We start from the raw sequence: 18,453 nt of genomic DNA on the forward strand, positions 1-18,453 counted from the left end.
CGATGGCGCTGGACATGCTCACCGGGCCCGATGCGGGCGAACTGCTCGAGGCGGCGCTCTCCACCGCGGGCGGTCATCTCGAGCACTGGCGCGTCACCCAGGTCGATCACCGGGGCGAGGTCACCACGGTCGCCTACCAGGCCACGGTCCAGTGGCCGTCAGGGCGCACCGACGACGTGCTCGGCGCCTCCTCTCTCGCCCCGGACGACGACCCGCCCTCCGTACCAGGCACTCTCACCCTGTCCGACGGCCAGAACCGGGTCTGTGTCTGGCGTCTGCCCGACGACCCGGGCCTGCCCGGCCTGACCACCGCCATGCGTCCCCGCGCCCTCACCGCTCTGCTGCGCTCGTTCGGCATCGACGCCTCCGGCCTGCGCACCGAGGTGGTGTCGTACCGGCCGAAACGCCGCGCGGTGATCCGGGTGAGCGCGGCCGGGGGTGTGCTCTACGCCAAGGTGCTGCCGCCCGGCGAGGTCGAGGCGCTGCACCGGCGTCACGAGATGCTCTACAACGCAGGTGTTCCCGTGCCGCACAGCCTGGGCTGGACCGACGACGGGCTGCTCGTGCTGGAGAACCTGCCGGGCACCCCGCTGCGCCGCCGCCTGATGACCGAGGGGCCCGACCTGACTGCCGGGCTGCCCGATCCGCACGACGTGCTCTCGGTGCTCGACCGTTTCCCGGTCGGGGTGCTCGGCCTGAACCGGCGGCGCCCCTGGAGCCGGCGCGCCCCGCAGTACGCCGAGCTGATCGGCCGCTCGCTGCCCGCCGAGGCCGAGCGGGCGCGGCAGCTCTCACGGGTGGTGGCCGGCGGGCTGAAAGACGCCGATCCGGGCAGCGACCCGACCCACGGCGACTTCTACGAGGCGCAGATGATGGTCGACGAGAAGGGCGTCGTCGTCGGGCTTCTCGACGTCGACACGGTGGGTCCCGGTTCCCGCGCCGACGACCTGGCCACCGCCCTGGCGCACTGCGAGGCACTGGCCCTGAGCTCGACCCGGCACGCCGCCCGTTCGCAGGCCATGTCCCGGCTCTGGCACCCGGTCTTCGCCACCCGCACCGATCCGGCGCAGCTGCGCCTGCGCACCGCCGGGGTGCTGATGAGCCTGGCCACCGGCCCGCACCGGGTGCAGCGGCCGAACTGGGAGGCCGCCACGAGCCGCCTGCTCGACCGCATCGAAGACGTGCTCGAGGGCCGCCCGAGCGCATGAGAACCGCTTAATCAGATTCTCCTGGTGGCCTCACCCGCGCTCGGAAAAGTACTTCCCATCAAGGAAGTCCCGAGAGCAGCGGAGGCAAGATTATGAAGGTCCGGAAGAACTGGGTCATCGTCGGAACCGCCGCGGTGCTGGGTGTCAGCGCCGCGACCGCCGGAGCCGCGATGGCCGACGGCTCCCCCGACCTGAAAGACCGCGCCCCGGTAGCCGCCACCAGCACGACGGAACCGGGCGCGACCGGGGCGACCACCACGTCCTCAAGCCCGGCGACCCAGGACTCGGCGACCCAGGGCGTCGACACCGCGAACACCAGCAACACGGCGGACACCCCGAACGACCAGGACAACACGCCGAACGACACGAACGACGTGGACACCTCGAACACCAGCAACACCGCCGACACCCCGAACGACCAGGACAACACGCCGAACGACACCGACACCGCTGACGACGTGAACACCGCAGACGACGTGAACACCGCGAACGACGTGAACACGCCGAACGACACCAACACCGCTGACGACACCAACACGGCGAACACCCCGAACGACTGAGGTCAGGCGTCCATCGGCCCCGTGACGACCAGTCGCCCCGGCTCCGCGCCCCGGACAGAGCCCGCTCACCCGGGGCACGCCCGTCCGCGCGAAACGGTTGTCACGGGGGCCGACGACCCCGAACCCGACGCCCCCCTCGCTCCCAGCCCCACGCCCCACGCCCGATGAACACGTGGCGAAGACAGCGGTGGGCGGGGGCCGCCCGGGACAGGCCATCGACTAGCCTCCAGACGGGGAAACGCGCCGTCAGGAGGACTCATGTCACACGACCGGGCCGGCCAGCCGGCGAAACCGGAAGATCTCATCGACGTCGCCCACGTCGTGACCAGCTACTACACCGTGCAGCCCGACCCGTCCGAGGTCAGCCAGCGAGTCTCCTTCGGTACCAGCGGACACCGCGGCACCAGCCTCAACGGCTCGTTCAACGAGGCGCACATCGTCGCCACCACGCAGGCGATCGTCGACTACCGCACCGGCCAGGGCATCACCGGCCCGCTGTTCATCGGCCGCGACACGCACGCCCTGTCCGAGCCGGCCTGGGCCAGCGCGCTCGAGGTGCTCGCCGCCAACGGCGTGCAGACGCTGATCGACGACCGCGACGGCTACACGCCGACCCCGGCGGTGTCACACGCGATCCTGACCTACAACAGGGGCCGCACCGACGACACGAGGGCCGACGGCATCGTCGTCACCCCGTCCCACAACCCTCCGCAGGACGGCGGTTTCAAGTACAACCCGCCGCACGGCGGCCCCGCCGACACCGACGCCACCGGCTGGATCGCGAACCGCGCCAACGAGCTGCTGGCCGCGAAACTGGCCGGGGTGAAGCGAATTCCGTTCGAGAAGGCCCTGAAGGCCGAGACCACGGGCCGCTACGACTTCCTCGGCACCTACGTCGACGACCTGCCGAGCATCCTCGACCTCGACGCGATCCGCGAGCACGGCCTGCACATCGGCGCCGACCCGCTCGGTGGTGCCGCGGTGGCCTACTGGGGCGAGATCGCGCAGCGCCACCGGCTCAACCTCGAGGTCGTCAACCCGCTGGTCGACGCCACGTTCCGGTTCATGACGCTCGACTGGGACGGCAAGATCCGCATGGACTGCTCGTCCCCTTCCGCGATGGCCTCGCTGATCGGCGCGAAAGACCGCTACGACATCGCGACCGGCAACGACGCGGACTCCGACCGCCACGGCATCGTCACGCCCGACGGCGGGCTGATGAACCCGAACCACTATCTGGCCGTCGCGATCAACTACCTCTTCCAGTCACGGACGGGGTGGTCGCCCCAGGCGGGTATCGGCAAGACCCTGGTGTCGTCGTCGATGATCGACCGGGTCGCCGCCGACCTGGGCCGCAGGCTGGTCGAGGTCCCGGTGGGCTTCAAGTGGTTCGTGCCCGGCCTGCTCGACGGCTCGGTCGGGTTCGGGGGCGAGGAGTCGGCCGGCGCGTCGTTCCTGCGCCACGACGGCTCGGTCTGGAGCACCGACAAGGACGGCATCCTGCTGGCCCTGCTGGGCAGCGAGATCACCGTGAAGACGGGCCGGACACCGAGCCGCCTGTACGCCGACCTGGTCGAGAAGCACGGTGACCCGGTGTACGCGCGCATCGACGCCCCGGCGAGCCGGGAACAGAAAGCCGTTCTAGCGAAGTTGTCGCCCGAGCAGGTCACCGCCACCGAGCTGGCCGGCGAACCGATCACGGCCACGCTCACCGCGGCGCCCGGCAACGGCGCGGCGATCGGCGGGCTCAAGGTCAGCACGGAGAGTGCGTGGTTCGCCGCGCGCCCGTCCGGTACGGAGGACGTGTACAAGATCTACGCCGAGTCCTACCGGGGCCCTGAGCACCTCGCCCAGGTGCAGCAGGCCGCGAAGGATTTGGTGTCCGCCGTCCTGTAAGAGCTCGAGGATGAAGATGACGTCGACCCAGACCGCGGTCACTCCCGTTCTGTCCACCTCTGCCGTCCCGCCGGTGATCTCACTGGTGCGAGGCGCGCAGGCGCACCGGGTCGCAGTCGATCGACTGCTCGCGTCGTACCGCGCGATCCCCGCCGGGCAGCGGGTACGACTGGCCAAGCGCACGTCCAACCTGTTCCGGTCCCGCGCCGAGGGCAGGGGATCCGGTGTGGCAGGTCTGGACGTGTCCGGTCTGGACGGCGTCATCTCCATCGACACCCAGGCGCGCACCGCCGACGTCCAGGCGATGTGCACCTACGAGACGCTGGTCGCGGCCACGCTGCCGTACGGGCTGATGCCCACGGTCGTGCCCCAGCTGAAGACGATCACCCTGGGCGGGGCGGTGACCGGGCTGGGCATCGAGTCCAGCTCGTTCCGCGACGGCCTGCCGCACGAGGCGGTGCTGGAGCTCGACATCCTCACCGGCGACGGCAACCTCGTCACCGCCCGGCCCGAGGGTGAGCACGCCGACCTCTACCGCGGTTTCCCCAACTCCTACGGCACCCTCGGCTACGCCACCCGTCTGCGCATCGAGCTGGTGCCGGTGCAGGCCGCGGTGGCCCTGCGCCACGTGCGCTTCGGTGACCTCGACGAGCTGGCCGCCGCGATCGGCACCATCAGCACGGCCCGTGAGTGGGAGGGCACCGAGGTCGACTTCCTCGACGGCGTGGTCTTCTCCGCCACCGAGGCCTACCTCACCCTCGGCACCTGGACCGACGACCTCTCCGACCTGAGCGACTACACCGGTCAGCACACCTACTACCGGTCGATCCAGTACCGCTCCACCGACAAGCTCACGATCCACGACTACCTGTGGCGCTGGGACAGCGACTGGTTCTGGTGCTCGTCGGCCTTCGGTGCCCAGAACCCGGCGGTCCGTAAGTACTGGCCGGCCAAGTACCGCCGCAGCGACGTCTACCACCGGCTGGTCGGACTGGACGCGAAGTACGGATTTGTCGCCAAAGTTGATGCCTGGCGCGGTAAGCCTGCCCGCGAGCGCGTGATCCAGGACGTGGAACTCCCCGTGACGCGCACCGCGGAGTTCCTGCGCTGGTACCTCGATCACGTTCCGATGACCCCGGTCTGGCTGTGTCCGCTCCGGCTGCGCGAATCCGGCCCGGCCGGCACGCCCACCGCCGGGTCGAAGCCCTGGACGCTGTATCCGCTGCGGGCCGGCGAGACCTACGTCAACGCCGGCTTCTGGGGCACGGTCGCAATCGAGCCGGGCCGGGCCGACGGTGACAAGAACCGCGAGATCGAGGACGCGGTGGCGCAATTCGGCGGCCACAAGTCGCTCTACTCGGACGCGTACTACGACGAGGCCACGTTCTGGGCGGCCTACGGCGGCGAGAACTACCCGGCCCTCAAACGGCGCTACGACGGCGACGGACGGTTGCTGGACCTCTACGCCAAGGCAGTCGGACGCCGTTAGAGGCGTCGGTCCCACAGCACGTTCACATCACAGCCCGTGCACAAACCGGTCAAAGTAGTTGCATGCGGGATCATTACTACTTGTGCTTGAGGCAACTAATACCTCAATCTTAGAGAGCTCGATGTCACTGAAAGTGATACGGGCTCGGTCTCGCGATGATCGTTAGGACGACTTACGATGCGATCGTCGCGGGAGAACAGTCACGAGGAGATCCAGTTGAGCCTCTTACCAATCCTGGGCCGAATGGACGACGACGCCCAGCCCCTTCTGCTGGCGGACATCTTCGACGTGCTCCTCGCGGAGCCCTCACCAGTGCGCTTCACCGCGTACGACGGGAGTGCGACCGGTCCGGCCGACGCCGCGATCACCATCGCACTGAACACGCCGCGAGCCGCCGCCTACATGGCAACAGCTCCCGGTTCGCTCGGAATGGCCCGGGCCTACGTCACCGGTGACGTTCAGGTCACCGGCGTTCATCCGGGCAATCCTTACGCTCTGTTAGCCGCCATGGATCAGCTCAAATGGCGCCGTCCGGACGTCCGCACCGCTCTGCGCATCGCCCGCAGCCTGGGCATGAAGCGGCTCGTGCCGCCGCCGCCCCCGCCGCAGGAGGCGCTTCCCGACTGGCGCCGGGCCCTGGAGGGACTGCGTCACTCCAAGCACCGTGACGCCGAGGCCATCCACCACCACTACGACGTCTCGAACGCCTTCTACGAGCTCCTGCTCGGCGACTCGATGACCTACACCTGCGCCTGCTATCCGCACGAAGACGCCACGCTCGAAGAGGCGCAGGACAACAAGTACGACCTGGTCGCCCGCAAGCTCGGGCTGAAGCCGGGCATGCGCCTGCTCGACGTGGGCTGCGGCTGGGGCGGCATGGTGCGGCACGCCGCCAAGCACTACGGCGTGAAGGCGCTGGGCGTGACGCTCTCGGCCGAGCAGGCCGAGTGGGCCCAGCAGGAGATCAAGCGGCAGGGGCTCGAAGACCTGGCCGAGGTCCGGTTCAGCGATTACCGCGACGTCGTCGAGGGCGACTTCGACGCCGTCAGCTCGATCGGCCTGACCGAGCACATCGGCGTGGGCAACTACCCGTCGTACTTCGAGTTCATCGGGAGCAAGCTGCGCCCGGGCGCCCGGCTGCTGAACCACTCGATCACCCGGCCGGACAACATCCACCAGCCGCGGGTCAAGGGTGGGTTCATCGACCGCTACATCTTCCCCGACGGTGAGCTCACCGGCGCCGGCGGCCTGATCGTCGCGCTGCAGAACTCGGGGCTGGAGATGCGCCACGAGGAGAGCCTGCGCGAGCACTACGCCCGTACCTGCTATGCCTGGTGCGAGAACCTGGTCGCGAACTGGGACGCGGCGGTCGCCGAGGTCGGCGAGGCCACGGCCAAGATCTGGGGCCTGTACCTGGCCGGGTCGAGCCTGGGCTTCGACAAGCGCCAGATCGAGCTGCACCAGGTGCTGGCCGTGAAGCCCGACGAACGCGGCCGTTCCGGTATGCCTCTGCGCCCCGACTGGGGCGTCTGACCAGCCACGCAGAGCCCTCGCTCCGGGGGCTCTGCGTGGTCGGACGAAGGGTCTTGCCCCGTTCACGTACGACCGACCGGGTGGCCACCCGACAGTACGTGACCGGGGCCGTAGCCCGTTCGGGGTAACCGGCCCTCAACTGATCACCGGGCCCGGCCGATAAGAAGCGACGGAACCGCTCAAGCCCGGCGGTGGCGCAACAGACCGGATGGCCGCAGGTACGGCCCGGAAACGGAGCTAACGTGCACGTGGCCCGCCAGGCGATCAACGACGCCACCGGCCACCTCTTTGGCTACGAGCTGCTTTTCCGCAGCGCCGCCGGAGCGACTGTGGCCGACCTGGACACCGACCGGGCCACCACGCAGACCATCCTCGCCGCCTTCGCCGAGTTCGGCGCCGAGGAACTGCTCGGCGGCAAGCCGGGGTTCATCAACCTCACCCGCAGCTTCCTGGTCGGTGACCTGCCGCTGCCCTTCGCCCCCGAGGCCGCGGTACTCGAGGTGCTGGAGAACATCCATATCGACCGTGAGGTCGTGATCGGCGCGCTCCGGCTCGCGAGCGAGGGCTACCGCCTGGCCCTCGACGACTTCGTCTGGAGCGAGGAGGCCGAGCCGCTGCTGGCGGTGGCCGACATCGTGAAGATCGATGTGCTCTCGATGACCTGGGAGGAGGTGCTCTTCACGGTCGAGAAGTGCCGTCGTCACGACGTGCGCCTGCTCGCCGAGAAGGTGGAGAACGCCGAGATGTACGCCAAGTGCATCGAGCTCGGCTTCGAGCTGTTCCAGGGATACTTCCTGGGCCGGCCGGAGACCATGTCGATCGAGACGCTCTCCCCCGGCCAGCAACTCGCGCTGCAGCTGATCGGCCGGCTGGGTGATCCGAACGCGTCCACCGCGGAGATCGAGCGGGCCGTGCGCCGTGACCCGGCGCTGGTCTACCGCCTCCTGCGGATCGCGAACTCGGCCGCCGCCGGGTCGACCCGGCAGGTGTCGTCGATCCGGGACGCACTGGTCATGGTGGGTCTGAGCCGCCTGCGCGCCTGGCTGATCCTGATCGCGCTGGCTCCTGACAGCGCCAGCCAGACCGCGATGGTGGGCGCTCTCACCCGGGCCCGCACCTGCGAGCGGGTGGCCGAGATGGGCCGGATCATCGCCCCGGACACCGCTTTCACCGCCGGTCTGCTCGACGGTATCGCCGAGGGTCTCGGTCTGCCCTCGTCCGACCTGCTCGACCGGATGCCGACGCTCACCCCCGAACTGTCGGCCGCGCTCACCGGTGACGCCACGCATCCCCTGCGCCGGGTGCTCACGTCGGTGCGGGCCTACGAGCACGAAGACCTGGTGGAGGCCTGTCGCGGTCCGGTGCCGTTGCAGACCATGGCCGAGGCCTACCTGCAGGCGCTGGCCTGGACCACGGAGACCACGCGCTTCACGACCGTGCGGGAGCGGACGCCCCGGCCCGTCTGAGATCAGGGTCCGGGCCGGCCGGGCCGCCTCACCGGGTAGACCTCAGGACGCCGCCAGACCGAAGTCCTGCGTCCACCAGATCCGGCCGTCGGAGGCCTCGACCGCGGCCACACCGATGTCCTCGAACGAGCAGTTGAGGATGTTGGCCTGGTGGCCGGAGCTCTTCATCCACATGTCCATGACGCTCGAGGCACTGTCGGAACCGTAGTTGTAGGCGATGTTCTCGCCGAAGGTGCGCCAGGTGTATCCGGCGGCGCCGATGCGCTCGCCCACGCCCGGCTCGCCGGACAGCTGGTGGTCCAGCGTGTTCTTGCTCCTCATCAGCTCGGTGTGGTCGAGCGCGGCCCGTGTCAGGGCGGCGTTCGCCTTCACCGCGACGTCGCAGCCGGCAGCCTCACGCTCCTGGTTGACCAGGGTGATCACCTGGGCGGCGAGGGTGGTGTCGACGGTGGACTTGGTGGTCACGTCCGTCGGGGCGGTCGCGGTGTCGTCCGGTTGTGTCGATTCGGAGGACGCGTCGTCCGGGGACGAGGTGGCCTGGTCGTCCGGGCCGGTGGTCGGGTCGGTGGGGTCGCTGGTGTCGCTGGGGTCGGTCGGCTCACTGGTCGCGGTCTCATCCGGCTCCGAGGGGGGCGTCGTCGAGGAGGGCTTGGTCGGCTTGTCGGCGGGTGCGGTGGCGCCGGTGTCGTCCGGTGACGTCGTGCTCGTGTCGTCGGGCGACGTTTTGGCGGTGTCATCCGGTGACGTGTTGTCCGGTGACGTGTCGTCCGACGATGTGCCGTCCGATGACGTGTCGTCCGGCGAGGTGGTGGCCGGGTCGTTCGGGATGTTGCCGGGGGACGCGGTGGCCGGGGCGCCGCCACCGGTCGTGGTGGTCCCGGTCGTGGTGGTCCCGGTCGTGGTGGTCCCGGTCGTGGTGGTCCCGCCCGGGCTGGTCGTCGGGGTCCCGGGGAGCCGTTGGCGCCTGGTCTTCGCGTCGTCCTGAGACTCGGCCCGCGCTGCGTCGACCTCGGCGTCGGTGCGGGTGCCGGTGGTGGGCCGGCCGAGGGAGGTCAGGCTGGTGCTGAGTGCGGAGCGGGGTGTGTCGGTCTGACCGCTGAGGAGCCCGTTGCAGGCCCAGGCGGCGCCGCTGCCGCCGACCACCACGGCGGTGACGCCGGCGATCCAGATCGGCCGGACCTTGAGACGTGTCAGGGACATGACCAGGAGGTTTAGCACGATCGCCGGTTAAGGCGTTGTCATATCGTTATCTACCAGCTTCGCCCGGGATCGTGGCCCGAGCCCGCAAAGACCGTGATCACATGCTGCCGATTGCTCAAATCGGGGCGGAGATCTCGTTAACTGATGCGGGCAATCACGCCAAAATAAATGGCGGACGACGTGCGCACCCACGCCGGCAAGTGCGCCTTCGGTCGCGGAGAGTGGGCGATACCTCCCGCAGTGCAGCCTCCGACGGTTCACTCGAGGCATGAAGGCCGCCGTGCGCCACCTTTACGGACCACCCGAGGTGGTCACGCTTGCCGAGGTGCCTCCCCCGGTCTTGGGCCCAGGCCAATTGATGGTCAGGGTTTACGCCACCACGGTCAACCGGACGGACTGCGCCCTGCGCGAGGGCAAGCCCTTCCTGTGGCGGCTGCTCGTCGGCCCGCGGCGCCCCCGCTTGAAGATCCTGGGCTGCGAGTACGCCGGGGTGGTCGAGGAGGCGGCCCCGGACGTGACCCGGTTCAGCGTCGGAGACCAGGTGTTCGGCTACCACGACACGGGTTTCGGGGCTCACGCCGAGCTGCTGGCGGTGACGGCGTCGGGACCGATCGCCCTCCTGCCCACCGGCCTGAGCTTCGAGCAGGCGGTTCCGGCCACCGAGGGATCGCACTACGCCGACACCATGATCCGCGGCGCCCGCATCGAGCCCGGGCACGAGGTTCTCGTCTACGGCGCCACCGGAGCCATCGGTTCGGCGGCAGTGCAGCTGCTGCATGGGATCGGCGCGCACGTCACCGCCGTGTGTGATGCCGAAAACCTGGACCTGGTACGGAAACTCGGCGCCGACCAGGTGATGGACCGCACGGCGTTCGACCAAGAGATCCAGCAGCACCGACGAAAAGGCCGCCGCCACACCGAGCTCAGCACTGCCCCCGAAGCCAGCACTGCACCCGAAGCCAGCGCCGCGCCCGTTGCCCGCACCAAACCCAAGGCCAGCATGGCCCCCGAAGCCAGCGCCCCATCCATCGCCAGCACCACCCCCAAGGCCAGCACCGCACCCGTTGCCAGCACTGCACCCGAGGCCAGCATGGCCCCCGAAGCCAGCGCCCCATCCGTTGCCAGCACTGCACCCAAGGCCAGCGCCCCATCCGTTGCCAGCACTGCACCCAAGGCCAGCGCCCCATCCATCGCCAGCACCGCACCCGAAGCCGACGCCACACCCGTTGCCGTACAGGGCCAGTCACCGGACGGCTATCACGCCGTACTCGACGCCGTGGGCAAGAGCTCGTTCGGACAGTGCCGCCGCCTGCTGCGACCAGGCGGCGTCTACGTCTCGGCGGACCTGGGCAAGGGCTCGCAGAACATCGTGCTCCCCCTGGCCGCGCCGTTGACCCGGCTTCTGCTGCAGGGCCGACGAGTGGTGTTCCCCATCCCCAGAAGAACCCCGGACATGGCCGAGCACTTTCGCGAACTCATGCAGCACGGCACATTTCGGCCACTGATCGACCGCAGCTATCCCCTGGGCGACATCGTCGCTGCCCACCGGTACGTGAGCAGCGGCCGCAAGGTCGGCAACGTGGTGATCGTGGTGCGCACCGTGGAGCCGGGCGCCCCGCCCGTGTCGTGACGAAGCGGGGTCGCCCGGAGCTTCGGGAACGTCAGGCCGGGTTGGTCGTGACGACCAGCTCGACCGGGATGTTGTTGCGCGTCGCGTTGGAGTAGGGGCAGACCTGGTGCGCGGTCTCGACGATCGACTCGGCGGTGGCCTGGTCGAGCGCGGGGAAGTTCACCTTCAGGGTGACCTCGAGCGCGAAGCCGCCCTGGCCGTTCGAGCCGATGCCGACCTCGGCCGTCACCGAGGAACCGGTGGTGTCGGCCTTCTGCTTACCGGCCACCAGGCGCGCGGCGCCGTGGAAGCAGGCCGCGTAACCGGCCGCGAACAGCTGCTCGGGGTTGGTCTTCTCGCCGCCCGGGCCGCCCATCTCCTTGGGGACGGCCAGGTCGAGGTCGATGACGCCGTCGCTCGACGTGGTGTGCCCGCCTCGCCCGTCACCCGTAGCGGTAGCAACAGCGGTGTACACAGCAGCCATGACAGATGCCTCCAAGTAATCGGACCGATCGTTCTGTCGTTCTGAACTCTCTCGCGCGGGTCATTGCCCTGTCAAGACGGAACGATCGGTCCGATGACGCTAGAATGGGCGCATGGCAACGACCGAGCCGGTATCCGTCAGACCCTCGAAGGCACGCGAGCGCCTGCTGAGAACCGCCTCGGCGCTCTTCTACACCGAAGGCATCCATGAGGTAGGTGTCGACCGCATCCTCAGCGAGGCTGAGGTCACACGCTCCACCTTCTACCGGCATTTCCCCGGCAAGGAGGATCTGGTGCTCAACTACATCCACGGGGTCGACCAGTCCGTGCGCGAGCACGTCGAAGAGACCGGCGAGGGCGAAGGCAGCGAGCACCCGAAGTCGCTGATCGAGGCGCTGATCGACGAGCACGCCGAGCAGATCTGCCGGCCGGGCTTCCGGGGCTGCGCGTTCATCAACGCCGCCGCCGAGTACCCCGACCACGCCAGTCCCGTGCGCCTGGCCATCGACGAGCACCGGGCCTGGATGCTGGGCGTGGCCACCGAGGCGTTCCGCCGGGCCGGTCACGATTCGCCCGACCGGGCCGGGCGCCGCTTCATGCTGCTGCGCGACGGCGCGATGATCTCGGGCTATCTGCACGATCCGGAAGCCGCTCGCAAAACTCTGCGCGAGGGCATAGACGATCTGCTGTTCGACGGCCGGTCGAGTTCCTGATGTCCCTCGGTTTTGCCACAATGCTGGCCACGGGTCAGAGGTAGGGAGCAAGGTGGGCGAGCGGAACGAGGTGGTCCTCGACCGCACCCGTCGGCTGCTCACGTTCCTGGCGGCCACGGCCCGGGAGCTGACCGTCCGGCCGGTGCGCGACGTGTTCCGGCACGACGGGCCGGCCCCCCTGACCCCCTCCGACATCCCGGCCCACCCTCAGGTGCACCTCGGCCCCACGGCCGACGGCGGCGCCTGGCTGCGCGTGGGCAAGGTGGCGCAGGTCGGCGAGCCGCCGGTGCCACCTCCGCACCTGGCGCCCTACCTCGAGTCGCCCACCGCGGGCGAAACCGCGGGCGAGGTGGAAGCGGCCGCCGCACCGCGCGTCCCCCGTCGACGCTCGGGCGCCCCGCACGAGACACCCGAGATGCTCCGCACCCGCGCGGTGGGTGAGGCACTCCCGCTCAGCGAGCCGAACAAGACACCCGGAACGCTCCCGACCAGCGCCACCGACGACACGACCGAGTCGCTCCCGACCAGCGCGGCCGGCAGGGCGCCGGAGGCGCGCTCAACCACCGCGGCCGGCGAGACCCTCCGCAGCAGCGACTCCGACGAGCGTCCCGAGAGGCTCCCGGCCGACGAGGCGCGCGACTGGCTCGAGCAGACCTGGCAGCCCTGGGCCGAGGCCACGAAGCACACCCGTCAGGCCCGTGACCTCTACGAACGCCTCTTCAGCCTGCACCTCGAGGCCGAGCGCACGCAGAGCACGCACGAGCTGGTGTGGGGTCACTCGATCCTGTCCTGGCAGCCCCGCAGCTCCGGGCAGCCCCGCAGCTCCGGGCAGCCCCACGGCTCCGAGCAGTCCCACGGCTCCGAGCAGTCCCACAGCTCCGAACAGCCCCACAGCTCCGAACAGCCCCACGATCCCGACGCCGCGATCCGTCACCCTCTCCTGCTCACCGGCGCCCTGATCGAGCTCGACGCCGCCACCGGCGCCCTGCGCGTCACCCCCGACGGCCCGCCCGAACTCCAGCTGGCCCCGCTCGAGGGCCTCGACCTGCCGGTCCTCGGCGAGCTCAACAAGCTCACCGAACGCGTCGCCGCCGAGCCGTTCGACGCCTGGAACCCCCAGGACCGCCACGAACTGCACGAAAGCCTGCTCGCGCCGCTGCATCTCGACGCCCGCACCGACGACGGCCCGAACATCGTCCCGCCGCACGACGTTCCGGTGATCACCGACACCTGGGTGCTGTTCCTGCGTCGGCGCCCCACCCGTCACGAGCGCTTCTACCTGCAGCTGGCCGAACGGCTGCGCGACGACTCGGTGCTCCCCCAGTCGCTGGCCGCGGTGGTGGCCGACGACGACGAACTGCAGGCCGCACTGGGCGCGGCCCCCGACGACAACTCCTGGCTGCCCGTCGGCGAGCGCCTGCTCATGCCTCTGGCGGCCAATGCCGAGCAGGAGCGCATCGCCCGGCAGCTGTCCCGAGAGCGCGGTGTCACGGTGCAGGGCCCACCCGGCACGGGCAAGAGCCACACCATCGCCAACCTGGTGAGTCACCTTCTCGCACACGGCAAACGGGTGCTGGTGACGGCGCAGAACGAGCAGGCGCTCACCGTCCTGCGCGACAAGATCCCCGAGGAGCTGCGGGATCTGTCGATCGCGGTGCTGGGTTCGTCGAACGAGTCGATGGAGCAGCTGCGGGGCTCGGCGCAGGCGGTGCAGGACATCGCCTCGCAGATCGACGTGGACTTCGAGACCGCCCTCGTCGAGAAACTCGACACCGAGCTCGACCAGGTGCGCGCGCAGCTGCGTGACGTCGAGCAGGCCGTTCTCGAGGCGCTGCGCACCGAAGACGCCCAGTGGCCCCTGCCGTCGGGGCCACAGCGGGCTCCGGAGGTGGCGCGCTGGCTCACGGCGCACGAGCACGACCTCGGCCTGATCCCCGACGAGCTCGCGGTCGATGCGGTTCCGCCGCTCGATCCGTCGCAGCTGGCGCGGCTTTTCGACCTGAGCGAACGGCTGATGCCGACCGATGCGCACGCCCTGCGCACGAAGCGGCCGCGCGGTGATCTGCCCACGCCGACCCAGCTCGTCGCCCTGACCGGCAAGCTCGACCAGCTGCGGCAGGACGTGGCCGATCTGGAGCACTCGGGTGTCGACGTGGAGGCTCTCGACCGCGTCGAACCGGAGGCACTGGTCGAGTTGCGGTCACTGGTAGACGCGTCGGCGAGCCGGCTCGCGCGCCTCGAGAACCCCGGGCTCGACCGGATCCGTTCCGAGGTGCGCGCGTCCGGACAGGCCCGGCAGACCTGGGAGAACCGTTCCGGGCAGCTGAAGCAGCTCACCGACCGGGCCGCCGACCTGCAGCGGGCCCTGTTCGGGCACGAGATCCAGCTGCCGGTGGGCGATGTCCACGAGCAGAAGCGTCTGCTGGCCGATCTCGGGCAGAGATTCGCCGCAGGCAAGGGACTTCCGCGCTTCGGTGGGGGCGATCTCAAGCAGCTGCACGCCCAGGCCCTCGTCGACGGCCGGGCACTGCGCACCCCCGAAGACGTGCAGCTGGCCACGACCCAGCTCGAGCTCACCGAGGCCCGCGGTTCGATCCTGCGCATGCTCGCCCAGCTGGCCCCGCTCGAGGTCCCGCCCGACGGGCCCGACTTCGTGCACGGGACAACGGTTCTCGCCGAGCAGCTGGCCCAGGCCCTGACCTGGGAGACGGTCGATCAGCCGGCCCTGCTCGAGCGGCTGCGCCCGGTGATGCCCCACCTGCAGGCCGGTCTGAGTGCCGAGGAGCTGCACCACGGGGGCCGGCTGCTGGCGGCCTCGGGTGCCCGGCAGGAAGAGCGCACGGTCACGGCCGAACTCGAGTCCCTGGCCGCTGAGCTGCGCGCGGGCGCGGAGGCGACCGACGCGTCCCCCATCTGGAACACCCTGCGCAACGCACTCGACCATCGCGACTGGGGCACCTGGGGCGTCACTCTCGACGAGGTGGCCCGGCTTTCGGGCCTGGAACCGATCGCCTCGGAGCAGAAGGAACTGGCCGCCCGGCTGGCCACCGTGGCCCCGGGCTGGTCGGCCGCGATCGTGGCCACCAGCGCCGATCCCGACGTGGTGGGGCTGAGCACGAGAACCGCCCAGATCTGGCACTGGCGCATCACCGCGACCTGGCTCGACGAGCTGCTGCGCGCCGGTGACCTGGCGCATCTGCAGGCCCAGGTGATCACGTTGCAGCAGCGTGAGCAGGCCCTGGTGCTGCAACGTGCGCGTCGCGGAGCCGGGCTCGGCCTCAAGCGCAACCTGCGTGACCTGAACCGCCGCGCGCTGGCTTCGTGGCTGCGGGCGCTGGGCAAACGCGGCAAGGGCACCGGCAAGTACGCACCGCACTGGGAGAGCGAGGCGCGCCGGTTCATGCCGAGCGCGATGGGTGCGGTGCCGGTGTGGATCATGCCCGTGCACCGGGTGATCGAGAACTTCGATCCGCTGGTCACCGAGCCGTTCGACGTGGTGATCGTCGACGAGTCGAGCCAGTGCGACCTGCTCTCGGTGGGGGTGCTGGCGCTGGGCGCGAAGGCGGTGGTGGTCGGCGACGACCAGCAGACCAGCCCGGCCGCGGTGGGTGTGAACCAGGAACGCATCATCGGCCTGCAGAACTCGCACCTGCCCGATGTCGGCGTGAAGAGCCTGCTCACGGTCGACCAGAGCCTGTACGCGCTGTCCGAGCTGATCTTCCCGAGCACGATCCTGCTGCGTGAGCACTTCCGTTGCGTGCCGGAGATCATCGAGTTCTCCAACCGCTACTACGACGGCGACATCCTGCCGTTGCGCGAGCCGTCCACCGCCGCCATCGGTGCGCCGTTGCGCCTGGTGCGCACCGAGACCGGCGCCACGAGCGGCTCGGCGTCGGGCGACAAGATCAACCGGATCGAGGCTGCGGCTCTGGTGGAGCAGGTCGTGGCCTGCCACCACGACCGGGCCTACGACGGCATGACGTTCGGCGTCGTCACGTTGCAGGGCTCGGCCCAGGCCCCGCTGATCGAGAACCTGCTGCGTGACCGGCTGGGCCCCGAGGCCTTCGCCGAACGGCGTCTGCGGGTGGGCAGCCCGCCGGCCTTCCAGGGTGACGAGCGCAACGTGGTCTTCGTGAGCGTGGTCGCCGACGACGCGACCTGGGCCGCCACCAAGAACGCGGACAAGCAGCGCATCAACGTCGCGGCGTCCCGTGCGCAAGACCAGCTGTGGGTGTTCCACACGGTCGAGCCCGGTCGTCTGCACGCCGACGACCAGCGGCGTGCCTTGCTGGAGTACGTGCGCGACGCGGGTCGTCGCCCGTTCCAGCCGGAGGGTCTCGAAGCGCGCTGCGAGAGCGATTTCGAGCTCGACCTGCTGCGCGAGTTGTTGCCTGCCGGGTACGAGGTGCAGGTGCAGCACCAGGTCGGGCGCTACCGCGTCGACCTGGTCGTGGTCGGGCAGCACGGCCGGCTCGCGATCGAGTGCGACGGTGACCGCGCCGATCTCGTCGACGGCTGGGAGGCCGGCATCCGGCGTCAGCGTCAGCTCGAGCGGCTGGGCTGGACGTTCTGGCGCATCCGGGCCTCCGAGTTCTACCGCGAGCGCTCCGAGACGGTCGCGACGCTGATCGAGCGGCTCGACAAGCTGGGCATCCGGCCGCGTGATCAGTGGCCGGTCACGGTCGATGCGGAGATTGAAGACGCGTCGGGAGACCCGGGCGGCCCGGTGACCTCGGGTGGTCCGGCGGACGCGGGTGGTCCGGCGGACGCGGGTGGCCCGGCGGCCTTGAGCGGTCCGGCGGACGCAGGTGGCCCGGTGGACGCAGGTGGCCCGGTGGATCTGGACGGCCCGGCCGACCAGGGTGCCCCGGTGGATCTGGACCGGGCCGGCGACACCCTCTTCGACCTGCCCGAGCGTTAGGCCTGGTCGCCCTTGTCCCAGGTCATGCCCGCCCACGGGTTGTAGTCGGCGAGAAGGTCTTCCTGGGGCGGGCGTTCGGCCTCGGGAACGTGCTGCAGGTTGATGCGGATCCGGTACCAGAGCGAGCTGCGGCCGCGCATGCCGTCGACCAGCACGTCGGCCGGTTCGAGGTGGGCGGCGACGGACGGGTACTTCTGCTTCCAGACCTCCAGCCACTCCAGGGCCTCGGGCTTGGTCTTGGTGCGGGCCACCTCGATCAGCGGCATCGTGGACTGACGACGCCCCGTTCCCTTCGGCGGCTTCTCGGCCGGCCCCAGCTCCTTGGCCCGCGCGAGCAGGGAATCGACCGTGCCGGTGGCATTTTCGATACCTTTCCAGGGATCACCCTGTTCCTCGTACCGAGGGAGCACCGTGGCGACGGTGAGCTGCTCCATGCGGCAGTGCTCCACGTCGTCCCAGAGCAGTGGGGTGGAGACCCTCGCGTCGGGCACCGCTCGCACCGACCAGACCGAAGCCGTGGTGCGGTCTTTCGCCATCTGGTTGAAGTCGACGAAGACCACCGACCCGCGCTCCTCCTTCCACCACTTCGAGGTCGCCAGGTCGGGCACACGATTCTCGACCTCGCGGGCCACCGTCTCGGCGGCCAGGCGCAGATCCTTGAACGGACGCGTCGGCTCCACCCGGGAGTAGATGTGAAAGCCCCGGGAGCCGGAGGTTTTGGGCCAGCTGCTCAGTCCGTGGTCGGCCAGCACCTGCTTCACCACGAACGCCACCTCGACGACCTGCGGCCATTCCACGCCGGGCATCGGGTCGAGGTCGATGCGCAGTTCGTCGGGCCGGTCGAGGTCTTCGGCCAGCACCGGGTGCGGGTTCAGGTCGATGCAGCCGAGGTTGACCACCCAGGCCAGGCCGGCGGCGTCGCGGATCACGGCCTCCTCGGCGGAACGGCCGCTCGCATACTTCAGCTCGGCCACCTCGACGAACGACGGGCGCTTCGCCGGAGCCCGCTTCTGGAAGAACGCCTCCTCGTCGATGCCCTTCACGAAGCGCTTGAGCACCATCGGCCGCCCGGCCACGCCGCGCAGAGCGCCGTCGGCCACGGCCAGGTAGTACTGCACCAGGTCGAGTTTGGTGATTCCCACACCCCCGCCCGGACGTTCGGCGAGCGGGAACACCATCTTGTCGGGATGCGTCACGGTGACCTCGTGTCCACCGACCTCGAGAACCGTGCCCTTCTCAGCCATCCACTCAGGCTAGGGCGAGCACAGCGTCAGACAAGGGGAACGGAGAGCGAATTCCTGCAGCTCAGACCCGTCCTCTATCTGTGGATATGAGGTGTTACCGAGACGGATTCTCCGAACAGGTCATGATTTTG

At 69.7% G+C, this 18,453-nt stretch carries 12 protein-coding genes; 9 read left to right on the plus strand and 3 right to left on the minus strand.

Annotated features, from left to right (window positions below):
* The first annotated feature begins 2 nt into the window (after window positions 1–2).
* From J2S57_RS10190 to J2S57_RS10215, 6 genes are all read left to right on the plus strand, one after another.
* Window positions 3–1,208, plus strand: a complete 1,206-nt coding sequence (locus J2S57_RS10190; RefSeq protein WP_307240924.1) for an aminoglycoside phosphotransferase family protein — start codon at window positions 3–5, stop codon at window positions 1,206–1,208.
* A gap of 92 nt (window positions 1,209–1,300) precedes the next feature.
* Window positions 1,301–1,768 (plus strand): RodZ family helix-turn-helix domain-containing protein, encoded by a 468-nt coding sequence (locus tag J2S57_RS10195; RefSeq protein ID WP_307240926.1) that lies wholly within the window; start codon window positions 1,301–1,303, stop codon window positions 1,766–1,768.
* Window positions 1,769–2,026: 258 nt separating this feature from the next.
* On the plus strand, window positions 2,027–3,664 hold the full coding sequence (gene pgm, locus J2S57_RS10200; protein WP_307240928.1) for a phosphoglucomutase (alpha-D-glucose-1,6-bisphosphate-dependent): 1,638 nt from the start codon (window positions 2,027–2,029) through the stop codon (window positions 3,662–3,664).
* A gap of 85 nt (window positions 3,665–3,749) precedes the next feature.
* A complete protein-coding gene (locus tag J2S57_RS10205; protein WP_370882615.1) occupies window positions 3,750–5,153 on the plus strand; it encodes an FAD-binding oxidoreductase in 1,404 nt (467 codons plus the stop codon).
* Window positions 5,154–5,396: 243 nt separating this feature from the next.
* Window positions 5,397–6,686, plus strand: a complete 1,290-nt coding sequence (locus tag J2S57_RS10210) for an SAM-dependent methyltransferase (RefSeq protein ID WP_307240932.1) — start codon at window positions 5,397–5,399, stop codon at window positions 6,684–6,686.
* A gap of 242 nt (window positions 6,687–6,928) precedes the next feature.
* Complete coding sequence (locus tag J2S57_RS10215; protein WP_307240934.1) at window positions 6,929–8,152, plus strand: EAL and HDOD domain-containing protein; 1,224 nt, start codon at window positions 6,929–6,931, stop codon at window positions 8,150–8,152.
* A 42-nt stretch (window positions 8,153–8,194) separates the two neighbouring features.
* On the opposite strand, the gene J2S57_RS10220 is transcribed toward J2S57_RS10215, so the two are convergent.
* Window positions 8,195–9,352 (minus strand): CAP domain-containing protein, encoded by a 1,158-nt coding sequence (locus tag J2S57_RS10220; RefSeq protein WP_307240936.1) that lies wholly within the window; start codon window positions 9,350–9,352, stop codon window positions 8,195–8,197.
* Between the two features lie 268 nt (window positions 9,353–9,620).
* Here J2S57_RS10220 and J2S57_RS10225 point away from each other — a divergent pair, with 268 nt between their 5' ends.
* On the plus strand, window positions 9,621–10,982 hold the full coding sequence (locus J2S57_RS10225; RefSeq protein ID WP_307240938.1) for an NAD(P)-dependent alcohol dehydrogenase: 1,362 nt from the start codon (window positions 9,621–9,623) through the stop codon (window positions 10,980–10,982).
* Window positions 10,983–11,013: 31 nt separating this feature from the next.
* Here the strand turns inward: J2S57_RS10225 and J2S57_RS10230 are convergent, their stop codons facing one another.
* The gene (locus J2S57_RS10230) at window positions 11,014–11,445 is read right to left on the minus strand and encodes an organic hydroperoxide resistance protein (RefSeq protein ID WP_307240940.1); all 432 of its coding nucleotides are present in this window, start codon (window positions 11,443–11,445) and stop codon (window positions 11,014–11,016) included.
* Window positions 11,446–11,557: 112 nt separating this feature from the next.
* Here J2S57_RS10230 and J2S57_RS10235 point away from each other — a divergent pair, with 112 nt between their 5' ends.
* A complete protein-coding gene (locus J2S57_RS10235; protein WP_307240942.1) occupies window positions 11,558–12,157 on the plus strand; it encodes a TetR/AcrR family transcriptional regulator in 600 nt (199 codons plus the stop codon).
* 52 nt (window positions 12,158–12,209) lie between these two features.
* On the plus strand, window positions 12,210–17,078 hold the full coding sequence (locus tag J2S57_RS10240; RefSeq protein WP_307240944.1) for a PDDEXK-like endonuclease domain-containing protein: 4,869 nt from the start codon (window positions 12,210–12,212) through the stop codon (window positions 17,076–17,078).
* On the opposite strand, the gene J2S57_RS10245 is transcribed toward J2S57_RS10240, so the two are convergent.
* Window positions 17,075–18,322, minus strand: a complete 1,248-nt coding sequence (locus J2S57_RS10245) for a DNA polymerase domain-containing protein (protein WP_307240946.1) — start codon at window positions 18,320–18,322, stop codon at window positions 17,075–17,077. The two genes, J2S57_RS10240 and J2S57_RS10245, sit on opposite strands and share 4 nt — an antisense overlap.
* Between the last annotated feature and the right edge of the window lie 131 nt (window positions 18,323–18,453).

It is taken from the genome of Kineosporia succinea (assembly GCF_030811555.1).
Taxonomy (GTDB): Bacteria; Actinomycetota; Actinomycetes; order Actinomycetales; family Kineosporiaceae; genus Kineosporia; species Kineosporia succinea.

Excerpts from the sequence above, each read along its gene's own strand:
- J2S57_RS10190 (WP_307240924.1), top strand. The coding sequence starts at position 3 with ATGGCGCTGGACATGCTCACCGGGCCCGATGCGGGCGAACTGCTCGAG.
- J2S57_RS10195 (WP_307240926.1), top strand. The coding sequence starts at position 1,301 with ATGAAGGTCCGGAAGAACTGGGTCATCGTCGGAACCGCCGCGGTGCTG.
- pgm (WP_307240928.1), top strand. The coding sequence starts at position 2,027 with ATGTCACACGACCGGGCCGGCCAGCCGGCGAAACCGGAAGATCTCATC.
- J2S57_RS10210 (WP_307240932.1), top strand. The coding sequence starts at position 5,397 with ATGGACGACGACGCCCAGCCCCTTCTGCTGGCGGACATCTTCGACGTG.
- J2S57_RS10220 (WP_307240936.1), bottom strand. The coding sequence starts at position 9,352 with ATGTCCCTGACACGTCTCAAGGTCCGGCCGATCTGGATCGCCGGCGTC.
- J2S57_RS10225 (WP_307240938.1), top strand. The coding sequence starts at position 9,621 with ATGAAGGCCGCCGTGCGCCACCTTTACGGACCACCCGAGGTGGTCACG.
- J2S57_RS10230 (WP_307240940.1), bottom strand. The coding sequence starts at position 11,445 with ATGGCTGCTGTGTACACCGCTGTTGCTACCGCTACGGGTGACGGGCGA.
- J2S57_RS10235 (WP_307240942.1), top strand. The coding sequence starts at position 11,558 with ATGGCAACGACCGAGCCGGTATCCGTCAGACCCTCGAAGGCACGCGAG.
- J2S57_RS10245 (WP_307240946.1), bottom strand. The coding sequence starts at position 18,322 with ATGGCTGAGAAGGGCACGGTTCTCGAGGTCGGTGGACACGAGGTCACC.